Raw genomic sequence first — 21,308 nt, forward strand, 5'->3', positions numbered from 1 at the left:
CGAATAGACGTCAAGACCATCGTCAAAATGGGAAAAAGACTGCGTATTATACGCAGTCTTTGAATTAAATGTGGTTGGAGCGGCCTTGCGTTCCTAGAAACGAACCAGATTGTTGATGCGAACAGGTAAACCAGTTGCGATGGCGCGATTGGCTGCAATTCCGGTGAGGATGGATCTTGCTCCGTCGAATTGGTTAGCAGCGCGATGATATGGATCTTCCGCTGGCTCTCCAAACAGATCATTCAGAAGTACAGGATCACCTCCGCCATGACCTCCTTCTTTTTCCTCGACCTGAACCTCGTATGGGGCATCAAACATGGGAAGGACACGCAGTGTTTTGCCAATCAATGCACCTTCAAGATTTTTGTCACCCAGCGAGTTAACATAGGATTGTTCCACAATGTTCATTTCGATCCGGCCTTTGGTGCCATTAATGGCAATGCGGTAGCCTTCCCACGGCTGATATGCAACCAGTGAATAGGTCAAAATGGCTTTGTTCTGATACTGGACAAGAACGCCCATCGTATCCTCGATGTTGATGCCATCTCCGAATACGCTTTGATCCCGCTGGTAGCCGTCTTCCGGTTCAGCATCCAGATACATGGCTTTGAGATGTGCATCCGAATCCAGGTGCAGGGCAAAAGGATCTTCTTGCGCAATCGGGTTGCCTGTTGCACGAGTGTAAAACTGGGTCACGCCTCGTTCCTCTGCGTTCTCTCTACCATAATACATGAGATCGCCGAATGCGAAGACGGTCTCAGGCTGCGAACCGATCCAGAAATTGACCAAGTCGAAATGATGCGTGGATTTGTGTACTAGCAGTCCGCCACTATTACGCTTGTCCCGGTGCCAACGGCGGAAGTAATCTGCGCCATGGCGAGTATTCAGCAGCCATTCGAAGTGGACCGAAGTCACTTTTCCGATTGTGTCATTCTGAATCAGTTCACGTATTTTGGTATGGTGCGGCGCATAACGGTAGTTAAAGGTGACGCGTATATTTTGTCCGGTCCGCTTGACGGCATCAAGAATATCCTGACATTTGTGTTCATCGATGGTCATCGGCTTCTCAGTCACAACATCACAGCCAAGCTCCATTGCCCGAATGATGTATTTATGGTGGGTGCGGTCGATGCTGGTTACAATGACGAAGTCCGGCTTCTCGTTCTCAATCATCTGATCAAACTGATCTGCAGGATAGGTTGGCACCTCATTGTATTTATATTTTTCCCTCAGCAGCTGATTGGCGTAATTCATGCGTGTCTGGTTAATATCGCAAAAAGCTGCAAGTTCGGATGTTTCCCTGAAATTTTGGGCTAATGCTCCATAGAAGAATTCAGCACGGCCGCCTGTTCCGACCAATACGTAACGTTTTTTGTTACTCATGTCTATCGCCTCCTTGAATATAGCTCTAGACTATAACAAGGAAGCACTTCATTCGCCGCTTTTTGTGCGTAATCGCTTTCAAATGCCGCTTATTTTGCTATAATTCAGCTAAAGGGGGCAGCTGCATGATACAGACATTTCAAGCGGATTACCATGATCCCACCGGATATTTGAATATCGAATATGACCGCCGCATTGGATATTTTTCCATGACCGATGACCATCTGCATGACCATTATGAGCTGTACTACCTGCTATCGGGTGAGCGCATATACTTCATCAAGGATCGAACTTATCGGGTCAAAGCCGGAGACTTCGTATTCATTAACCGGAATACCGTTCATAAAACGATGGAGAGTGGAAGGCCAGATCATGATCGAATTGTTCTGTATATCAAGCCAGAGCTGTTCACCGAATTGGCCATTTTACCTGAGCTGGCAGAGGGGCTGAAGGAGCCATTTGGCTGGAATATTCCCATTCTGAGGCTTCCTTCACAGGTAAGTGAAACAGCGGAGCGAATGGTCAGTGAAATGATTGATGAGATGGTCCATACCAGAGCTGGAAGCAGTCTGCTGCTTCGTCACCGATCCGTTGAATTGCTGTTGTTTGCTTACCGTAACAAACATTTGAGCACCGTGCACTCGGCCGACAGTGAGCCGGTTCTGCATCCCAAGGCACAGGCAGTGGTGCGTTATCTCAACGATAACTATCAGCAGGATTTAGCGCTACCGGAGGTTGCTGCATTATTTCGAATTAGTCCCCATTATCTCAGCCGTTTGTTCAAACAGACCACAGGTTTCACGTTCAGCGATTATCTCAATTTGCTTCGTGTGAAGGAGGCGCAGCGCTTGCTGCGTGAAAGCGAGGATTCCATAACGGAGATCGCTCTGCGAGCGGGATTCAGCAATTTTTCACATTTCGGGAAGATGTTCAAGCGAACGGTTCAGGTGTCACCAAGGACATATCGTCAGGAGTATAGAGAAGCTGGTTCGATGAGAGTGCTGAAATAGGGTGGACTGCGATATAGATACAGTATAGATACGAAAAGGTTGATTTAATGAATAGAAGAAGGACCTGACAGGCCCTGTGGAACAGGGATATGCTCAAGTCCTTTAGGAGAATTTAATTATTGGCTATTGCACTTTGATTATTAGCCGAAGAAGCGACGCCCAGATCGGTACCATGCACCCAGGCGAACTTTGGCCCTCCGGCTGTGGCTCTGCGATTTGTATAAATCATCCACCAGGTTCGCTCGGAACGATTCCACACAACGACCGGATCAGCAGCTCCATCAAAGATGGGATCACGAAACAATGGTGCACTCATGATAATTCCTCCTTATATTCAATTCCATAGATTTTGAGAGTTATTGCTTCTATCTTTCCTTTTAGTGTAACGGAAATATGATAGAATGTGGAAAAATACTGCAAGTAATTCCTGATAAGATGGGAGTAGGAACGATGTATACATATAAGGAAATGACAATTGAGCATTATGATCAGGCCATTAAGTTGTGGGAACGAACGCCAGGAATGGGACTTAGTGAAGAAGTTGATTCAAGGAAAGCTATTTCGGCATATTTGCAGCGCAACCCGGGGCTAAGTTATGTATGTCTTGATGAGAATAAGAATCTTATTGGTACTGTATTATGTGGAAATGACGGCAGAAGAGGATTTATGTACCATGTAGCCGTAGATCCTGCTCATAGGGGGCGCTCCATTGCCAAAACGCTCATTCGGTTTAGTCTGGAGCAATTGAGACATGCCGGCATTATGAAATGTCATTTGATGGTGCTAGATGATAATGAAATCGGTAATCGTTTTTGGGCGAGCCAGGGGTGGCAGCGGAGAGACCATATTTTGTTGTACTCTTCGAGCACCCTGTAATTAATGACTTATAATAGAAGGAAAATATCCCTTCAGCTCATTTTACATCTTGCGGTTCAAGAGCAACCGGCGTATATTGAGATTTAACTAAATTAGGAATAAATTGAAAGATTGATAGCTTGTAAGGACATCTTGTACATAAAGGAGAAGCCGATGATACAGACCAGATTGGACGAATTGGGCATTGTATTGCCCCAAGCAAGTACGCCGGCAGCAAAGTACACCAATGCAGTGATTGTAAATGGAATCATGTATGTGTCCGGTAAAGGGCCGGATACGCAAGAGCGTGGCAAACTGGGGGAGCAGTTTACAACGGAGCAGGGATATGAATTTGCCCGAAATGCTGCCATCGAGGTATTGGCTGTCGTTCAAGATGTGCTTGGTTCACTGGATCGGGTAAAACGGGTGGTCAAAGTGCAGGGGTTCATCAATGCCACCGCCTCGTACGAGGAGCACCATAAAGTGTTAAACGGGTTCTCGGATCTGATGCTGGATGTGTTCGGAGAACAGGGCGTGCACGCCCGTTCCGTATTGGGTGCTGTATCCGTGAGGGATAACTTGCCACTGATTATTGACTCGATATTCCAGGTAGAGGAGTAGCGTTCATGACCAATTCCTCTTCAATGAATCCGTTAATGCTGTCATTTCCCGAAAGTTTTGATACACCGCGTTTGACTATTCGTGCCCCGAGGTGGGGAGATGGAGCCGCAGTGAATGAGGCAATTCGTGAAAGTGCGGAGCAATTACGTTTGTGGCTGCCTTTTGCCGAGAGCATACCTTCATTGGAGGAATCGGAAGCGAATGCCCGCAAAGCCATGCTGCAATTTCTGGAGCGTACCGACATGATGCTTCATTTACGTGACAGATTTACGGATGAATTCGTGGGCAGCAGCGGACTGCATCGAATCGACTGGAATGCACGCTGTTTCGAGATCGGTTACTGGATCAGAACTTCTCGTGCCGGTGAGGGTCTCATGACAGAAGCGGTCAGTGGCATTGAGCAGTTCGCAATAACCTATCTGGAGGCGAACCGGCTGGAAATCCGATGTGATGCCCGCAATGTGCGAAGTGCCAAAGTGGCTGAGCGCGCAGGCTATACGCTTGAAGGTGTATTGCGCAAGATACGGCGTGACAGTACAGGTACGTTAGTAGATATGATGGTGTTTGCCAAGGTAAGAGGCGATGAGTTTGAATAGAATAGTTTGAGCTGAGATAAGGAATGAATTAGAAAATGATTCAAAAGAAAGAAAGAAACGGTTCCTGGAAGAACACGTTGTGTTGTTCTCCAGGGCCGTTTTTTGGTATGCAAATATTGGAGGTTGGGTGTAATGCTTAATGGACCGCTAAATGGCCTGTTGAATGAATTGGAGCAGATAAAAGGAATCGCCTTACCTCATTGGATTGGGAATGTTGACGTATAGCGGCGTCTCACCACGCTGATGGAACCGGCTGAGCAGATTGGCTTTGGCCGGTAAGGTCTCGGTGGTCAACAGATCACGAATAACGTCGTTGATGTGCGAGGACTCGGCTGTCTTTTTCCGAAGGTCCTCCAATGTATTTCTCACCACCCTCCAGTATGGCTGCTCCAGTTGACCAGTATAGTATGCCAGGCGCTGCACCACATGACTGAGGTGATTGACAAAGAAATAATATTTCAATCGATGCCGTGATTCTTCTTCGGTATACAAAACAGGACTGTTGGCATTGACTACCTGATTGATCCAACCTTGCTGTTCCGCTAAGACTCGATTGACACTGATGCCCTCCAGATCCCTAACCACAAAAGTGGCAGGCATGCCATCTTCAAGACGCAGCATGGAATTCTGTACATGAGCTTCCAGACTAATGCCTGTCTCGGCATACAGTTCCACAAGTGGAACCATGGACAACTCCAGATATTGACGAAGCCATTCATACCAGTCTGTCTGCACTCTCATATCATTTACACGATCCGGCGACAAAGATGATTGAAGACTTTCCCGGACAGCCCGGAACAACAAAGGTTCAGTTTCTCCGGGAAGCACCTCCATGAGAGAGGCCACAACATAAGGGGCCCCTGTAGCAGAGCTGCAAGACTCTGGTGCTTCGCGCAGGATCATGGAAAAGCCTGAGATCAACGCCTCCTGAGTGAACGAAGGTATCTCCGGTAGCTTCAAGCTACGGTAGCCTTTTTCCAGCAAAATTTGAAATTTCTCTGACGTCCAGTGATCCTGAATCTGTTTTACAATCCTGGATGCATCCAGTGTGCGCAGCAACTGCTCTTCATTGTTCTCGCGAATAAAATTTGTAATTCGAATATGAAGAGACAGCTTGTAGAAACAACCTTCCTTCGGATTCCAGACCGTGCGCACCGATGAGGTAGGATACACGGAAGGCCCGGTAGTGCCCAGATCAATCAAAGTACCTTGCTGCAATAAGGACTTTACAGGTTCAAGTGTCCGCAAATAGGAAGCCTGCCAAGGATGACAAGGGAGCAGGACATAGTGTTTACTTTCCAGAGGGAGGAGCTTCCAAGCAGCCTCGGCCATTTCCGCAGGAACCCAGGGTGCTTCACTGCCATAGTCCACGATATCCAGCCAATCCTCCAACACAAGTTCAGGTGCCACCGCAAAACAGCTGAGAGGGAAGCTAACGCCAAATTCAGGCGAATAGGCACGCGAATCCGAAGAACTGAAGCCCTCCAGACTTTTCGGCGTTGGATGAAATGGATGACCACATAGCAGCGCCTGTTCCAGATAGCGAAAATCCAATGTTACAGGAGACTCTGCATTCAATGCGTGCTCCAGATAAGAGGTCATATGCTCCAAACTGTTGTAAACCATCTGCTCCAGCTCGGCCCGTTTCAACATTCGGGCTTCAGGATTGGGTTCTACAGATGATATTTCATCAAGCAACAGCGTCGTTATTTGTTCAAAAGAAACCTCTCTCCAACCATCGGGCTGTGCCTCGTCTGATTCTGCAATGTGAAACGTGTCGCCATAGACATGATGTCCGGCGGCGGAACGATGAAGCAGATTTCCATATATCTTCTGACCAGTACGCGGAAGCTCAATAACAAGCGAAAGGTCTGGCCGCGTGGCAATTCGAACATAAGGATCATGCTGTTCGGTTTCTCGAAGATAGGCGTTCAATATCCGGCTTAGCATCTCCTGACGGGCAAGTCCACTTGGGGATACTGAAGAGGGGTGAACTGTCTGCTGGAATGTGTCGATGGTGACGTTATCCTTGGTCATGATTGATTATCATCCTTTCACAAATTATTGGAGCGGCAGTTGTACGGGAGCTTTTGGCTCATGAACCGCCGGGCGGCGTACAGCAAGCGAAGCGGCGAGCATGACTGTCCCCATGACGAGAAATACAGCTGGAATTCCCCAGACACCTCCGATTAGAACCCCAATGGACGGACCGGCAATCTGACCAGCCATTAACATGCTGTTGGTAGCTCCGATGCGCACGCCCCGATCCTGATCGGTGGAGGATTTCAGCACGTTGAGCATGACCGTCTGCAATAGGGCGCTGTAGAAGAATCCTTGCAGAAAACGTACAACCAGCAGCCAGGCCACCCCGAATGGAAGTGTATGTGCAAGCAGGCACAAGCCGCATAACAAACCAGCCAGCCGGAGATTGCGTTCGGGTAAGTAACGATCGTTTCGCTTGCCCCACCACGATGCGCCAACCAGTTCGCCAACCGATGACATCGCGAGCAGAACTCCGACCGTAAGCGCAGCTGCACCCGAGGAAGGCACGATTTCACGAATAAACGGGGTAAACATCGTAAACGTTGCGAAATCTGCAAGCTTGAAAATGATGCCTGCGATAACGAGTCTTCGGGCAATCGGATGTGTAACTAGAGAAACAAAGGCATGGATAATTCCGCTTTTGTTTCTGTTTTTGCCATGATTGTTCAACAAAGCGACCGAAGGCTGGTGCTGTTCCACAGGAGATACCAGAGTATTCTTCTTGGCCGTACGCGTTCGATGCGTTGTTGCCCCCGTTAATACGATTGCGGCAAGCACAGCAAAGCTCAATGTCAACGAGGCCGTAATGAACAATAGCGGACGACTTCCCCATGTGTTTACACATATGCTTCCAAGCAGTGGTCCAACGAGCAGGCCTGCTGCCGATGCCCGCTCCAACTGTCCGAGCGCAGAGCCCTGCTTTTGGTCAGGGGCATGGGTTCCCACAAACGCACTGCTCGCATCAGATATGCCACCGAAAGCCCCCTGGCAGAGACGGAACAAAAAGAATTGAAAGGGCGTCTGGGCAATGCCCATTAGAAACATGCTAAGGGCCAGTCCGACCAGCGCTCTGACAACCATCCATTTTCGACTCCAACGATCTCCGATCTTGCCCCAAAAAGGGGTCAGAAGTGCGTAGGATAGAGCAGGTGCAGATACGGACAGACCTGTCCACATCAGCACTTCTTCCGGCGTTCCCGCGTTCAGATGCTCCATGTAGTACGGTATAAAAGGGCTGATTCCAGTCAGCCCGGCACTGGAAAGAAAGCGTCCACCCCACAAAATGCGGACGCTCTGTTTCCATGCCATTTGAGACAGCATATGTCTGCTACACCACCTTGATTTTGGCAATTTGAAACCAATTGCTGATCAGATTATCAAGAATGATTCTCAATGTCAACCTTAAATTTTTCAAAAACTTTCCAAAAATTTTAGTGTTGACAGGAAAAAAAAGGATATGCATAATAGGCCCTGTGTCCAATTTTGAAAATGATAATCATTATCAATAAAGTGATTTTGGACAACAATAGGCCCAGAAAGCTGGTGTAAACACATGGAACAAAGTACCCTGCAAATCAAGGATCGATCGTTAAAAGTTGCGGATTCCATTATCGATTGTATCGGTCAAACACCACTGGTTCGCTTGAATTCTCTGTTCGGATCTTCAGGAGTGTCGGTGTATGCCAAGCTGGAAATGATGAACCCCGGCGGCAGCATGAAAGACCGACCTGCACGATACATTATCGAGCAGGGTCTGCGAGACGGAACGATCAAACCGGATACACATCTCATCGAGAGCACTTCAGGAAATCTGGGAATTGGTCTCGCATTAACCGCCAAACGATATGGACTGAAATTCACCTGTGTGGTTGATCCCAAAATCACATCGACGAATCTGAGAATGATAACCTACCTCGGGGCACAGGTTGACATGGTGACTGAACCGGACGAACACGGAAGTTATTTGCAATCCCGCATTCGCAGAGTCAAGGAATTAGCAAGTCAGGACCCGGCAGGTTACTGGATCAACCAGTATGCCAACCCTTTGAACTGGCAAGCTCACTATCATGGTGCAGGTCAGGAGATTGTGGAGCAAATGGATGGACAGATAGACGTACTAGTGTGTGCAGTGAGTACGACTGGAAGCATTCTGGGTATATCCCGCCGCGTGAAAGAGGCAAATCCGCATGCGCGGATTGTAGCCGTTGATGCAGTCGGATCGATCATTTTTGGCACACCATCCCGTAAGCGTGAACTGCCGGGTATCGGCGCCAACCGGGTCCCTGAGTTATTCAGCCCGAACGAGATTGACCAAGTTATTCATGTGGATGATCGGGAATCCGTGCTGGGCTGCCAGAAGCTGCTGGAACGGGAAGGCATTTTTGCAGGAGGTTCGTCCGGATCACTGGTTGCTGCACTGGAGAAACTGGTTCCAACCCTGCGGCCTTCAGCCAAGGTGGTTACTGTCTTCGCAGATCGTGGAGAACGTTATCTGGACAGTGTGTATGACGAGCAATGGGTTAATCAATTACCGCCAAGCCAAACGATCAAGAGTCTATAAAAATTTATCTCGGAGGAGAGATCAGATATGAGTACCGTTCAGGATCATAGCCTTTTGTATATGAGTAAACAGGATATTATAGATCTGGGAGGGCTGTATTCAGAGCCATATGTCAAAGCAGTAACCCGTGCATTGGAGCTTCATGCCAAGCGGGATATCGTGCAGCCGTTGAAGCCTTATCTGCGGGTTAACGAGGAGAGCGGTCATATTGCCGATCGCATTATTGCGATGCCTGCGTATGTAGGTGGCGATGTAGCAATTAGTGGTCTCAAGTGGATTGGGAGCAAACATGATAATCCGGCCAAGCGTCACAAGGAACGTGCAAGCGCCCTTATTATCCTTAATGATCCGGAAAGCAACTATCCGGTGGCGGTGATGGAAGGCAGCGTGATCAGCGGGATGCGTACGGCGGCAGTTACAGCCATCGGGGCAAGGTATTTAGCCAGAGAAAGCTTTCGCACAGTGAGCGTGATTGGCTGCGGGGTGATCGCCAGAATGCAGATCACCTCGCTCCTCGAACAATTTGACTCCATTCGGACCATCTATCTGCATGACCTGAATGCCGATACGGCCCGCCAGCTTGCCGATGAAATTGGTTTGCGTTTTGATCAGGTTGAAGTGCTGGTGGAAGATTCGTCAGAACAAGCGGTACGACAAGCGGAAGTACTCGTAACAGCTACGGTAGCCTCATCGCCGCATATTCCGTTTGAATGGATTGCCAAAGGTACATTTGTCAGCAACATCTCGATTATGGATTTGCACAAGGATGTATTTACGCAGGCAGACAAAGTGGTCGTGGACGACTGGGATCAGTCCAACCGGGAGAAAAAGATTATTAATCAGCTGGTGCTGGAAGGCAAATTCTCCCGTGAGCAGCTTCACGCTGAACTCGGCGAGATCCTGATAGGGGAAAAGCCAGGACGCGAACATGAGGAGGAGATTATAGTGCTGAACCCGATGGGGATGGCGATTGAGGATATTTCCAGTGCGGCAGAGATGTACGCAAGAGCAGTTGAACAAGGAAAGGGCACACGTTTATGGTTGTAGAGTTGAATACATGGCGTATGCCTCAGGTTGAGAGAGTTCGTGAGCATCTATTGGCACTGAAAGAACAGCAGAACGAACCGGTATGTGCCTACATCCGGGATGTAACAGCACTCGTCGCTCATGTGCGTCAACGTGTACAATCCATGCCGGATTCTAGTCAGCTGTTCTATGCCATCAAAGCCAACTCGGAAGAAGAGGTGCTTCGAGCGCTGGCCCCTGTAGTACATGGCTTTGAAGTGGCATCTTTGGGCGAGATCGTGAAGGTGAGACAAGTCTCTGCGGATATTCCGATTCTGTTTGGTGGACCAGGCAAGACGGAAGCCGAACTGCGGGGTGCGATAGCGCATAAAGTGCAGCTTATCCATGTGGAGAGTATGCACGAATTGAACAAGCTGAACGAGATTGCGAGTCAAAATGACGTTCGGGTATCCGTTTTGCTGCGGATTAACCTGAAAGGTCCACTGCCGCAGGCGACACTGGCGATGGGCGGTCGTCCGACCCAGTTCGGAATCGACGAGGCCATGCTGCCACAAGTCATGAACCAGCTCCGGCATTTGCCACATATTCAGGTGGAAGGCTTTCATTTTCACTCCCTTTCGAACAACCTGGATGCGGAGCAGCATGTGAAACTGGTTGAGTATTACTGCACGATCGCGCGGGATTGGGCGAGGCAATATGGTTTCACGCTTCGGTATTTGAATGCCGGGGGTGGAATTGGTGTGAACTATGCCCATCTGGAGCAACAGTTCGACTGGAACACATTTGTCAATGGTATTGCACCGGTATTGCAAAAGGAACTGCCTTCGGAAACGACTTTGTTGTTCGAATGTGGGCGTTACCTTACGGCATCGAGTGGGTATTATGCAACCGAGGTGCTTGACGTTAAAGTCAACCACGGCAAAACATATGTCATCGTGCGTGGCGGTACACATCATTTTCGCCTGCCCGTTTCTTGGCAGCACAGTCATCCGTTCGAGGTGATTGAGGTGGAGAACTGGACGCATCCGTATGACAGACCCGAGGTGAAGGAAGCCGCTTTTACAGTGGCAGGCCAGCTATGTACACCGAAGGATATTTTGGCAAGTGATATAACGTCAGGCAGAGTTCGGGCAGGAGACATTTTGCTGTTCCACTTCGCGGGCGCCTACGGGTGGGCGATCTCGCATCATGACTTTTTGAGTCATCCGCATCCGGAGCACATTTATTTGCAGTAACACATGAACGGTTTGAGGCAGTGCAATCATGGGAGGTGTCATATGAACGGTCTAACAGCAGCATTGGTCAGGTCCGAAGAGTGGATAATGGTGCGACGACGTATTTTCAGGCAATTGGTGGAGTCGTTTTTGTATGAGAAAATCTTGAGTGAATCGGTGATCGGGCCTCATGCGGAGGCAGAGTATACCCTGCGAGGGGAGGCGGAGACAGGAGAGCAGGTGGAATACACCTTTTGGGCTGTTCGAAAAGAGAGCTTTGATCGCATTCGGCTGTCAGATAAACCGATTATGCGGATAACATCGATAGATCGAGAGGAAGCGGATTCCATTCCTCGTTTTTTACTGGAGATGGCTGCACATATTCCCACATCAGAAGCTCAGCTGGGGCAATTCATGGATGAGCTTCAGCAAACCCATCTGAAGGACACGCTGTCTGTGCGATGGCGTGCTGGTCAGCCCGAACCTCAGGTATCGGATTATGACGAGTGGGAATCTGCCCTGATTGAAGGGCATCCGTATCATCCTTGTTACAAATCCAGAGTTGGATTCACGCTCTCTGACAATGAAGCTTATGGACCGGAGTTCGGGCCGGAATTCAAGTTGGTCTGGATTGCGATGAAACAGGATGCGGCCCAAATATCCATTTCGTCTTCATTGGACACCTATGCTGAGTTTATCCATAACGAGCTGGGGCAGGAGCTACAAGAATTCAAGTTGATTTTGCAGGAAGCTATCTCAAGTGCGGATTTGAAATTGAGTTCCAATGCCAATGACAATGCAGATGCCGATGCGGATGTTGAGGAGAAGGTGAGTACGGATGGGGCTGTACGTGTGGATGAATATGTATTCGTTCCTGTGCATCCCTGGCAGTGGGAGCGAATCATATCGGTGGCATGTGCGGAGCAACTCCGAACAGGGGAGTTTATATATCTGGGTCAAGCAGGTGACACGTACCGTCCTCAACAATCCATTCGCACATTGACGAATGTGAGTCATCGCGATAAACCATATGTCAAACTGCCGCTGAATATGGTGAATACGTCATCCGGCCGAATTCTCGCACAGCACACGATCATGAATGCAGCCCGTATCTCGGACTGGCTTGGTCGTGTGGTGGCAGAGGATACGTTTTTACAGGATGAGCTTGGTCTGATTGTGCTGAAGGAGATTGCGGGGGTATCGTACCATCACCAGAAACTGCCTAATCTGATGGAGCACAAAATATACGGATCACTCGGGGCTATCTGGCGGGAAAGTCTGCACACGCGCTTAATGGCAGGAGAAGAGGCTTTGCCATTCAATGCGCTGTGTCATCTCGATCAGCAGGGCATTCCGGTCATTAAACCGTGGATAAACCAATATTGCCTGGATCGCTGGGCACGGCAATTGCTGAATGTGGCGGTGGTACCGCTGATACATCTGCTGTACGTGCACGGAGCTGCGCTTGAATCGCATGCGCAAAATATGATCATCGTGCTGAAACAGGGATGGCCCAGCCGGATTGCGCTTAAGGATTTCCATGACGGTATCCGTTACTGCCCATCCATTCCTCACCCGTTTGGATACCCGGATATTGAATATCCGCCTGCAAACCATCAGCGGGTGAATCGCAATTCGTTTGTGGAGAAGGAAGATCCTTCCGAGGTGAAGGACTTTATGTTGGACGCGTTGCTTTTTATCAACCTGACCGAAGTGGCATTTTTTCTGGAGAAGCATTTTGGTTTGAGTGAAAAGCAATGGTGGCGCATGGCTGCCGAAGTCATTTTGAATTACCAGGAGCGGTTCCCGGAGTTACAGGCGCGATTTGAACAGTTTGATGTTTTTGCATCCGAGATCGAAGTGGAACAGTTGACCAGACGGCGAATTCATGAAGGGCCGGGGGATTGTGTGCATCGGGTAAATAATCCACTGCATGTCTACAGGCCAGTGCGACAGCACTAATCAGGAGGGGAGGAGAGCATACGCATGGAAAGTAAGAGAATATCTGAATATCGGAGCCATGATGAGGATCAGGATAGACAACCGTTTTGCACAGAGGACTCCACCAGCCAGTTAGAAAATGGTGTTGCAAGTTCTAGACTTGGAGTGGAGAAGGAGCATTGGCTAGATCAGCAAAGAAAACTGTACACCGCAGCGCTGTCTTCACAGCACTTTACGGAGGCACGTAGACGCATATTCAGGCAGTTGGTTGAATCCTTGATGTACGAAGGTGTTATTGCATATAGCTCACGGAAGGAGCAGGGGTTCGACGTTTGGGAAATGGAAGGCATTGGTTTGAACGGCGAACGGGTTATCTACGCATGTAGGGGAACGAGGCATCTGACCTTTGGTCGTTTGCGGTTGAACCATGAACCGATTACAAGACGTGTCTATGTGGATGAGATTCCGGCTTGGGTTTCGGGAAGTAGCAGCATTCAAAAGGGAGAACCTATTCAGGCTGTAGCTGCAGTTGGGCAAGAAGCGGAGTCGATTTCTCTATTTTTGCTGGAAGTCGGACCAGCGATAGGCGCGGATGAAGGGAAGCTGCTGCATTTTGTTAAAGAACTGGAGCAGACGCTGATCAATGACACGCTGGCGCGATATGTACGGGCTGAGCGGCAGAATGATTTACATGCTCTTCCCGATGAAGACTGGGAAAGTGGAATTATCGAGGGCCATCCATATCATCCAAGTTATAAATCCCGTATCGGCTTCCGAATCGAAGATCAGCTTGAATATGGACCCGAGTTCGGCGGATGCTTTAAACCGATATGGGTCGGAATTCATAAACAAAACGCACGGATAAGTCATGGTACGAATGAACATGGACCGGCTGCAAGGGAATGGCTTCAGGATCAACTTGGCGAACAAGTGCTGGAACGCTTCCTCACGTCACTACAGGAAATGGGTACTGATCCGGCAGAATATGTGCTGATGCCAGTCCATCCGTGGCAATGGCGAACAACGATCAGTTCCGTTCTTGCCGAAGATATTCGTAACGGAAGCATCGTACCGCTTGGCAGCAGCGAAGATCGGTACACTGCTCAACAGTCGATCCGCACGCTAGCTAACCGATCACGTCCCAATTTACCGTACCTAAAGCTGTCGCTCAGTATGATCAACACATCAACAGGCAGGGTGATCGCCCCACATACGGTGGAGAATGCACCTCTCATTACCGACTGGCTGCAGGGGATTAGCATGCAAGATCCCTATTTGAGAGATGAGCTGCGAGTCATTCTTCTGGGGGAGATTGCTGGCGTTGCATATGATAATCATCAGACACCGGATGCTTTGAAGCCCCTCTCGTATGGTGTGATGTCTTGCATTTGGAGGGAAAGTGTACATTCCCGGCTGGAACCGGGTGAATCAGCGATTCCGTTTAATGCATTAGCTACACTGGACTATGCAGGGCGCCCGATAATTGATCCTTGGGTGAAAAAGCTGGGTTCTGATGAATGGCTTTCCGAGCTGCTGCTGACTGCGGTACGACCGCTCATTCACTGGTTGTTCGCTCATGGGATTGCGCTGGAGTCTCATGCACAGAATATGCTGCTCATTCACCGGGAAGGCAGGCCCTCACGCATTGCGCTGAAGGATTTTCACGATGGAATACGATTTACAAGAGAGGCCCTTGCCGATCCAAAGCTCTGTCCAGCGCTTGTCGAGGTACCGGAATATCACCGCCGTGTGAACCGCAATTCATTCCTGGAGACGGACGAACCGACAGAAGTTCGGGATTTCATACACGATGCCTTTTTCTTTATCAATCTTGGAGAACTGGCTTTGTTCATACAGGAGCATTACGAGGTCAGAGAGCAGACCTTCTGGAACAAAGCTCGTAAGATCATTATCGACTATCAACAGCGTTTTCCTGAATTTCATGAACGTTACGAATTGTATTCCTTGTTTGATCCTGAGATTGGAGTGGAGCAATTGACGAAGCGGCGTTTGTTTCCAGATGATGAATTGCGTATTCATCAGGTTCCAAATCCACTGGCGCACTCGATTATGGATAAATATGGGTTGAATGACGATGGAATAAAAAATAGTATATGAGATCAAAAGAATATTGCATGGACAGAAACTGGAATTGTGGGATATTGTTTTAATAATGATAATCATTATTGATTAGGTTATTAAATAGGATCAGGGGGTTGGATCGAATGCAAGTAGAGAGAAAGAGAATTGGAATGAAATCATGGATACATTTTGCGATGTTGGCCGTACTGATGCTGGTGCTCGCGGGTTGTGGAAATTCGGGATCGGGTGCCGCTAATGGTACTGCAGCGGAAACCGCTCCAACCGAACCAAAGCAAGAAGAAACCGTAGCCAATACTGGAGATACACGTACCGTCAAAGATGCTTATGGTGAGGTACAGGTTCCAACCAATGCAAGTCGAATTGTGGTACTGGACATTGGGGCCTTGGATAATTTGCTCGAGTTAGGCATTACACCTGTGGGCGCACCTTCCATCCTCGCAGCAGGCGATCCATACCCGGCCTATCTGAAAGGCACAGAAGGCATTGAGAATATCGGATCGGTGAATGAACCAAGCCTGGAGGCTATCGATGCACTGAAGCCGGACTTGATCATTGGTAATAAAGATACACATGATGCTATCCATGATCAGTTAAAACAAATCGCGCCTACGGTGTTTGTAGAAACACTCGGGGTTACCTGGAAAGAAAATCTGCAGCTTCATGCCAATGCTGTAAACAAGCTGGAAGATGGCAAGAAGCTGTTGGATACATATCAGCAGCGCATTGAGGAATTGAAATCCACGCTTGCAGGCAAAGATGCCAAGGAAGTATCGCTGTTCCGTCCCCGTGAAGACAAAATTCAGGTCTATCTGAAAGAAACCTTTGCAGGTACGATTATGGAAGATGCCGGAATTATTCGTCCCGCAGCACAGCAGGATGCAGGCTTCTCCAAGGATATTACGGAAGAACAGATTGCTGATCTCGATGGTGACGTAATCTTCTGGTTTAACCGTGAGCCGGATGCGTTCGCCAAACTGGAGAAAAGTAAATTGTGGGCGACGTTGAAAGGAGTTCAAAACCAAGCTGTGCATCCGGTTGATTGGGAGTACTGGATGAGTGGTCTGGGCATTCAGGCTGTAAACAAGGTTGTGGATGACTTGAACACCTATGTAGCCAACTAAACGCAAAATATGCTGCACCTTTTCCAGAGATAGGGGATTGGGAAATCAGCACTATCATTCGCAATTATGCTTCCAAGTGGTCATAGCTTAACTGTAAAATTGGGTCGTCGAATGTGACGATCCAATTTTTCTGATGTTTCTGCATAAGGCTCGTGCCACGTTATATTCGTGCTCTATATTTGATCTTATATAATAGAAGTAAAAATGTTGACAATCCGTTTTTTTAAAATGATTTATACAACTTATTAAAGTACATAAATCAAGCAGCATGCAGGTCGGAGGCTTAAAAATGAACACAAATACCAGGTTTAAAATCACTGGTTTAGCAACCATCATCGTGTTGACACTTCTTGCATTTCTATTCAGCATCATGTATGGCATCGTACAGATTCCATTGCGTTCCGTTGTGGCTGCGTTCTATGCCTTTGACGGATCGCGTGAACACCTGATCATTCAAACCGTTAGGCTGCCAAGAGCGGTTATTGCCGCCGTGGTTGGCAGCTCACTGGCTGTGGCCGGGTGCCTAATGCAGGCGATTAGCCGCAATGCTCTGGCAGGCCCTGAATTGTTCGGCATTAATTATGGCGCGGCACTTACCGCGGTGCTTGCTTCCTTTTGGCTGGGGACGACGTCTCTGCAATTATTTGCATGGTCTGCGCTGTTGGGGGCGGCGGTTGCAGGTGTGCTGGTTTTCCTTCTTAGTTCCACGGGCAGACAACCCTTATCTTCCGTCAAACTAGTTCTGGCAGGGGCTACATTAAATTTGTTATTTGCTTCATTGACACAAGGCATTCTCATCCTGAATGAGCAGTCCCTGGATACGATGCGCTTCTGGTTAGCGGGTTCATTGACAGGCAGAGATCTCGATCTCTTTATTCAAATTCTGCCTTATCTGATCCCTGGCATCGTCGGTTCGTTTGCATTAAGCAGTCAATTGAACATTTTTGGCTTAGGAGATGAAGTGGCTCAAGGATTAGGACAGCGAATGAAGATGATTAGGATCATCTGTATTATCGCCATTGTGCTGCTGGCTGGCAGTGCTGTCGCACTTGCCGGACCTATCGGATTTATCGGGTTAGCCGTTCCGCATATTGCAAGATCGATAACAGGCAGTGACTATCGCTGGGTAGTGCCGTACGCTGCTGTTCTAGGGGCACTACTGCTGCTCACAGCAGATATTGGCGCGAGATTTGTGTTGCCAGGGCAGGAAATTCCTGTTGGGGTGGTCACAGCTTTCTTCGGTGCTCCTTTCCTTATCTATCTGGCGCAAAGAAAGGAGAGATCGATATGATTTCTTCTATTATAAAGAGACGTGCACTCACCATTATTCTGATTCTCTTGTTGTTGAATGTGGGGGTGCTTGTGCTTAATGTGATGTTGGGAGATCGCTCCATCCCTCCGGGAGAAGTATTGCGCAGCCTGATGGGCAGGGGAGATCAGGAATATCACTTCACCATTCATCAGTTAAGGCTGCCCCGGGTACTGATCGGTTTTCTGGTTGGATGCGGTCTAGCATTGGCGGGTACAATCCTACAGGTCATTACGAGGAATCCTCTGGCATCACCTGGCGTAATTGGGCTGAATTCGGGTGCGGCTGCGGCGGTGGTTGCTGTCATGGTGCTGGTTCCTACTTTTCCAATGCGGCATATGCCGTGGATTGCATTCATTGGAGCCTTTCTCGCGGCCACGGTAATCTATGGATTGTCATGGAGAAAAGGAGAGTCAAGTTCCACAGTTCGCATGCTGCTGATTGGTGTGGGCATATCTGCAATGGCTGGCGCATTAATCACGTATTTACTGACGGTGGGCAAAATATTCCGGGTCTCCCAGGCTTCCGTGTGGATGGCAGGCAGTCTATACGGAAGAACGTGGGAACACTTTTGGCCTTTATTACCGTGGCTGCTCATCCTGTTTCTTCTATTAATATGGATGGCCAGATGGCTGGATATGTTTCTGCTGGATGTCCAGTCGGCTGCTGGATTGGGTCTGCGGGTGGAGAGCATGCGGGTGTTGTTCCTTCTGATGAGTGTAGGGCTCGCCGGGTCTGCGGTGTCGATGGCAGGAACGATTGGGTTTGTTGGCTTAATGGCTCCTCACATGGCAAGACATCTAGCGGGCAGCCGGAGTCTGATTCGTTTGCCGATTGCGGCGTTGCTTGGAGGACTGATCGTCATGCTCGCAGATCTCGCCGGACGTACATGGTTCGCTCCGTATGAGATTCCAGCTGGATTAATTACGGCGATTATCGGGGCTCCATATATGATGTATTTGCTGTTACGACGCAGAGGGATATAATGAAGTAAAGGATTCAGAATGCAAGAAAGGCTGGTGCATTTTTTCATGCCATCATATGTGAACGAAGCCAATCTAATCTATCTTTTATCTTCAGTACGTAAACGAAAGTTTCCCATGACCCGACAAGCCAAGCATGTTCGGGTTCCTGTATACATATTATGCTTTATTACAGAGGGCGAAGGAGTTGTTGTGCTGGATGGTGCGCTCCAGAAGGTTCGTCCTCTCCAGTTATATTTGCTTGTACCCGGCATGATTGTGGAATTCCCGGAACAAGGTAGTACGTTTGAATATTATGGTATATGGTTTGAACCGATTAGGTTAACCAAAACCAGAGGTAGATATGAAGCATTGCCTTCCTTGTCCTTATCTGGTGCACTCTCACCAGGGCATATTCCCGTGCATCATCCACAACAGATCCTCCAACAGATCGTGCAGTTGTATCATCACAGTGGGCAGGAACGAAATCGGGATTCATTGAAGTTGAGAATTCAGTTAGAGCAATTGATCCAAGATATTATGAAGAATGAACCGGAACAGCAGAGTACCGTAATGGATGAACGGGTTGAACGGAGCATCCTTTATATGGAGCAGCACTATACGGACAAAGTAAGCATTGAACAGCTGGCTGAAGCAGCAGGTGGCATGCCGCCGGTTGCTTTTTCACGTTTGTTCCGAAGCGAAACAGGTCTGCCTCCAGTCGAGTACCTAAGCAACGTGCGCATGACCCGGGCCAAGCAGATGCTGAATACGAAGAATAGTCGAGTGAAAGAAGTCGCAGCTGCGGTTGGTTTTCGAAGTGAATTTTACTTTAGTCGCATGTTTCAGCGCATGGTGGGTGTATCTCCTACATTATATATGAAGCGAGGCAAGTTAAAGGTGGCTGTAGCATCCTCGCTCGGATTCGACGACCATCTGAAATCAGTTGGAATTGAGCCGGTCTGTGTGGTGGATTTATTCCAGTATCCAGGTCAGAGCAATGAACAGTATGCGGAACAATTGCACAGACAACTGCTGGAATTGGAGCAGTCCAATCCAGATATGATCATTGCCGATCATTATCATACAGAGTTCAGAGAGCAGTTTAAACAAACCGCTGCGCCTGTATTTCTGGATTTCTCTGTGTGGGACTGGAAAGGAAACTTTGAGAAAATTGCCGAGTTGGTGAACCGGGAACGCGAAGCTGTGGAGATGCTGACACGTCTGGATGTGCAGACTGAGACAACAGGCCAGACATTGCGCCGGATACTGGGCCAGGAACGGATGACCATCATGCAAGTGAGCCACAGGACGATTGGCATTCAGGGCAGGGTGAATCATCCGCTCAATGAATTGGTATACGGCGAGCTGGGCCTGCGCCCATGTAATCAGGCTCCAGCAGAACTGTGGCGTATGGAGCTGCAACCGGAGGCCATGCCTGTATTGGAGACGGAACATTTGTTAATTCATCATCATCATATTCTAGCAGGTAGTGACAAAATGTATGATGAGTTAACCAGAACGCCCGTATGGCCCCAGATTCCGGCGGTGAAGGATGGAAAAGTTAAGCGTATTCCCAATTGGTTTGTGATGAGCTGGACTCCGTTGGGTAGACAGCGGATTATGAATGAATTGATGGCAGCCGTGGGTGAACCTCAAGACCGATAAACACCGCTGAACTGCTAGCATTTCAACAGGGAAGCTGCAGCAACAGGCAAACTACTTATGTCAGGGAGAGTGAAGAAAATGAGACGGATTGGGCAAGGACGAACGGCTGAGATCTATGAGTACCCATCAAATCAGATTATGAAATTATACCATGCGGATTTTCCAACCGAAGCTGTCCAGAATGAGTTTCGAATTACCGAGGCAGTATTCCAAAAGGGCTTACCTGTGCCACAGGCAAGATTGTTTAAGGATGATGTATCGCGTAAAGGGATTATATTTGAACGGATCGAAGGCAATACGATGTTATCCCTCATGATTCAAAAACCCGCTCTGATCGAAGAACTATCGCGTCAAATGGCAGTCTGTCATCATAGCCTTCACGTTCAGCAGGACGATGAAGGAATACTTCCCACACAAAAGCAGATTCTTACTGGAGCCATTCGAAATACCTCTCTGTTGTCGGAAGAGGATAAGACGCAGGTTATCAATTATATGTCCGCTCTTCCAGAGCGAAAGCAAATTTGTCATGGCGACTTTCATCCCGATAATGTCATGTTGAATGAAACGAAAGATCGATATTGGGTTATAGACTGGATGACAGGCATGTCGGGTGATCCGGCGGGTGATGTGGCACGAAGCTGGGTAATATTAATGAGCGGCACGTTGCCGGAGGATACAGACCCGGCTGTTCATAAAGGATTTGAATTGGCTCGCAATGTAATGCTTAATCACTATATCCAACATTACATCCAGATTTCCGGGATATCCCGCCAGGAGCTGGATGCCTGGATTCTGCCTGTCGCGGCTGCACGTCTAGACGAAAGGTTACCTGCAGTGGAAGAGGATCAGTTAATTAAGCTTGTGCAGGATCGTATTCGTCTGCTGAAATGACCTAT

At 48.5% G+C, this 21,308-nt stretch carries 18 protein-coding genes; 14 read left to right on the plus strand and 4 right to left on the minus strand.

What is annotated here, in order from left to right; all coding sequences use genetic code 11:
- Nucleotides 1-93: 93 nt before the first annotated feature.
- The gene (locus tag MKY42_RS13295) at nt 94-1,383 is read right to left on the minus strand and encodes a Gfo/Idh/MocA family oxidoreductase (RefSeq protein ID WP_076289691.1); all 1,290 of its coding nucleotides are present in this window, start codon (nt 1,381-1,383) and stop codon (nt 94-96) included.
- 125 nt (nt 1,384-1,508) lie between these two features.
- On the opposite strand from MKY42_RS13295, the gene MKY42_RS13300 reads away from it, so the two are divergent.
- Nucleotides 1,509-2,393, plus strand: a complete 885-nt coding sequence (locus MKY42_RS13300; protein WP_339851616.1) for an AraC family transcriptional regulator — start codon at nt 1,509-1,511, stop codon at nt 2,391-2,393.
- 112 nt (nt 2,394-2,505) lie between these two features.
- On the opposite strand, the gene MKY42_RS13305 is transcribed toward MKY42_RS13300, so the two are convergent.
- Nucleotides 2,506-2,709 carry a hypothetical protein gene (locus tag MKY42_RS13305; RefSeq protein WP_256222004.1) on the minus strand — a complete coding sequence of 68 codons (204 nt, stop codon included), beginning with the start codon at nt 2,707-2,709 and terminating at the stop codon, nt 2,506-2,508.
- A 134-nt stretch (nt 2,710-2,843) separates the two neighbouring features.
- Here MKY42_RS13305 and MKY42_RS13310 point away from each other — a divergent pair, with 134 nt between their 5' ends.
- The 3 genes from MKY42_RS13310 to MKY42_RS13320 all read left to right on the plus strand — a co-directional run bounded on the left by MKY42_RS13310 (nt 2,844) and on the right by MKY42_RS13320 (nt 4,465).
- Entirely contained in the window at nt 2,844-3,269 is a 426-nt protein-coding gene (locus MKY42_RS13310) for a GNAT family N-acetyltransferase (protein ID WP_339851624.1), read from the plus strand.
- A 153-nt stretch (nt 3,270-3,422) separates the two neighbouring features.
- A complete protein-coding gene (locus MKY42_RS13315) occupies nt 3,423-3,869 on the plus strand; it encodes a RidA family protein (protein WP_339851627.1) in 447 nt (148 codons plus the stop codon).
- Nucleotides 3,870-3,892: 23 nt separating this feature from the next.
- Nucleotides 3,893-4,465, plus strand: coding sequence for a GNAT family N-acetyltransferase (locus MKY42_RS13320; protein ID WP_339852885.1), 573 nt, complete (start codon nt 3,893-3,895; stop codon nt 4,463-4,465).
- Nucleotides 4,466-4,657: 192 nt separating this feature from the next.
- Here MKY42_RS13320 and MKY42_RS13325 read toward each other — a convergent pair whose 3' ends face one another.
- A complete protein-coding gene (locus MKY42_RS13325; protein ID WP_339851630.1) occupies nt 4,658-6,502 on the minus strand; it encodes an IucA/IucC family protein in 1,845 nt (614 codons plus the stop codon).
- Between the two features lie 24 nt (nt 6,503-6,526).
- Nucleotides 6,527-7,816, minus strand: a complete 1,290-nt coding sequence (locus MKY42_RS13330) for an MFS transporter (protein ID WP_339851632.1) — start codon at nt 7,814-7,816, stop codon at nt 6,527-6,529.
- A 244-nt stretch (nt 7,817-8,060) separates the two neighbouring features.
- Between MKY42_RS13330 and sbnA the strand changes: the two genes are divergently transcribed.
- From sbnA to MKY42_RS13380, 10 genes are all read left to right on the plus strand, one after another.
- Nucleotides 8,061-9,068 carry a 2,3-diaminopropionate biosynthesis protein SbnA gene (gene sbnA, locus MKY42_RS13335; protein WP_339851635.1) on the plus strand — a complete coding sequence of 336 codons (1,008 nt, stop codon included), beginning with the start codon at nt 8,061-8,063 and terminating at the stop codon, nt 9,066-9,068.
- Between the two features lie 27 nt (nt 9,069-9,095).
- Nucleotides 9,096-10,115, plus strand: a complete 1,020-nt coding sequence (sbnB, locus tag MKY42_RS13340; RefSeq protein WP_090896648.1) for a 2,3-diaminopropionate biosynthesis protein SbnB — start codon at nt 9,096-9,098, stop codon at nt 10,113-10,115.
- Entirely contained in the window at nt 10,106-11,329 is a 1,224-nt protein-coding gene (locus MKY42_RS13345) for a type III PLP-dependent enzyme (RefSeq protein ID WP_339851638.1), read from the plus strand. Before sbnB ends, MKY42_RS13345 begins: the two co-directional genes overlap by 10 nt.
- Before the next feature lie 42 nt (nt 11,330-11,371).
- On the plus strand, nt 11,372-13,270 hold the full coding sequence (locus MKY42_RS13350; RefSeq protein WP_339851641.1) for an IucA/IucC family protein: 1,899 nt from the start codon (nt 11,372-11,374) through the stop codon (nt 13,268-13,270).
- A 24-nt stretch (nt 13,271-13,294) separates the two neighbouring features.
- Nucleotides 13,295-15,367: an IucA/IucC family protein gene (locus MKY42_RS13355; protein WP_090896657.1), complete on the plus strand. Its 2,073-nt coding sequence runs from the start codon at nt 13,295-13,297 to the stop codon at nt 15,365-15,367.
- A 134-nt stretch (nt 15,368-15,501) separates the two neighbouring features.
- Nucleotides 15,502-16,473, plus strand: coding sequence for an iron-siderophore ABC transporter substrate-binding protein (locus MKY42_RS13360; RefSeq protein WP_177185678.1), 972 nt, complete (start codon nt 15,502-15,504; stop codon nt 16,471-16,473).
- Between the two features lie 289 nt (nt 16,474-16,762).
- Nucleotides 16,763-17,764, plus strand: a complete 1,002-nt coding sequence (locus MKY42_RS13365) for an iron ABC transporter permease (RefSeq protein ID WP_090896661.1) — start codon at nt 16,763-16,765, stop codon at nt 17,762-17,764.
- On the plus strand, nt 17,761-18,768 hold the full coding sequence (locus MKY42_RS13370; protein WP_090896664.1) for an iron ABC transporter permease: 1,008 nt from the start codon (nt 17,761-17,763) through the stop codon (nt 18,766-18,768). Before MKY42_RS13365 ends, MKY42_RS13370 begins: the two co-directional genes overlap by 4 nt.
- 45 nt (nt 18,769-18,813) lie before the next feature.
- Nucleotides 18,814-20,412, plus strand: a complete 1,599-nt coding sequence (locus MKY42_RS13375) for a helix-turn-helix domain-containing protein (RefSeq protein WP_177185679.1) — start codon at nt 18,814-18,816, stop codon at nt 20,410-20,412.
- A 78-nt stretch (nt 20,413-20,490) separates the two neighbouring features.
- The gene (locus MKY42_RS13380) at nt 20,491-21,303 is read left to right on the plus strand and encodes an aminoglycoside phosphotransferase family protein (protein WP_339851644.1); all 813 of its coding nucleotides are present in this window, start codon (nt 20,491-20,493) and stop codon (nt 21,301-21,303) included.
- Nucleotides 21,304-21,308 lie beyond the last annotated feature (5 nt).

This window comes from Paenibacillus sp. FSL W7-1088, from assembly GCF_037969855.1.
Classification (GTDB): Bacteria; Bacillota; Bacilli; order Paenibacillales; family Paenibacillaceae; genus Paenibacillus.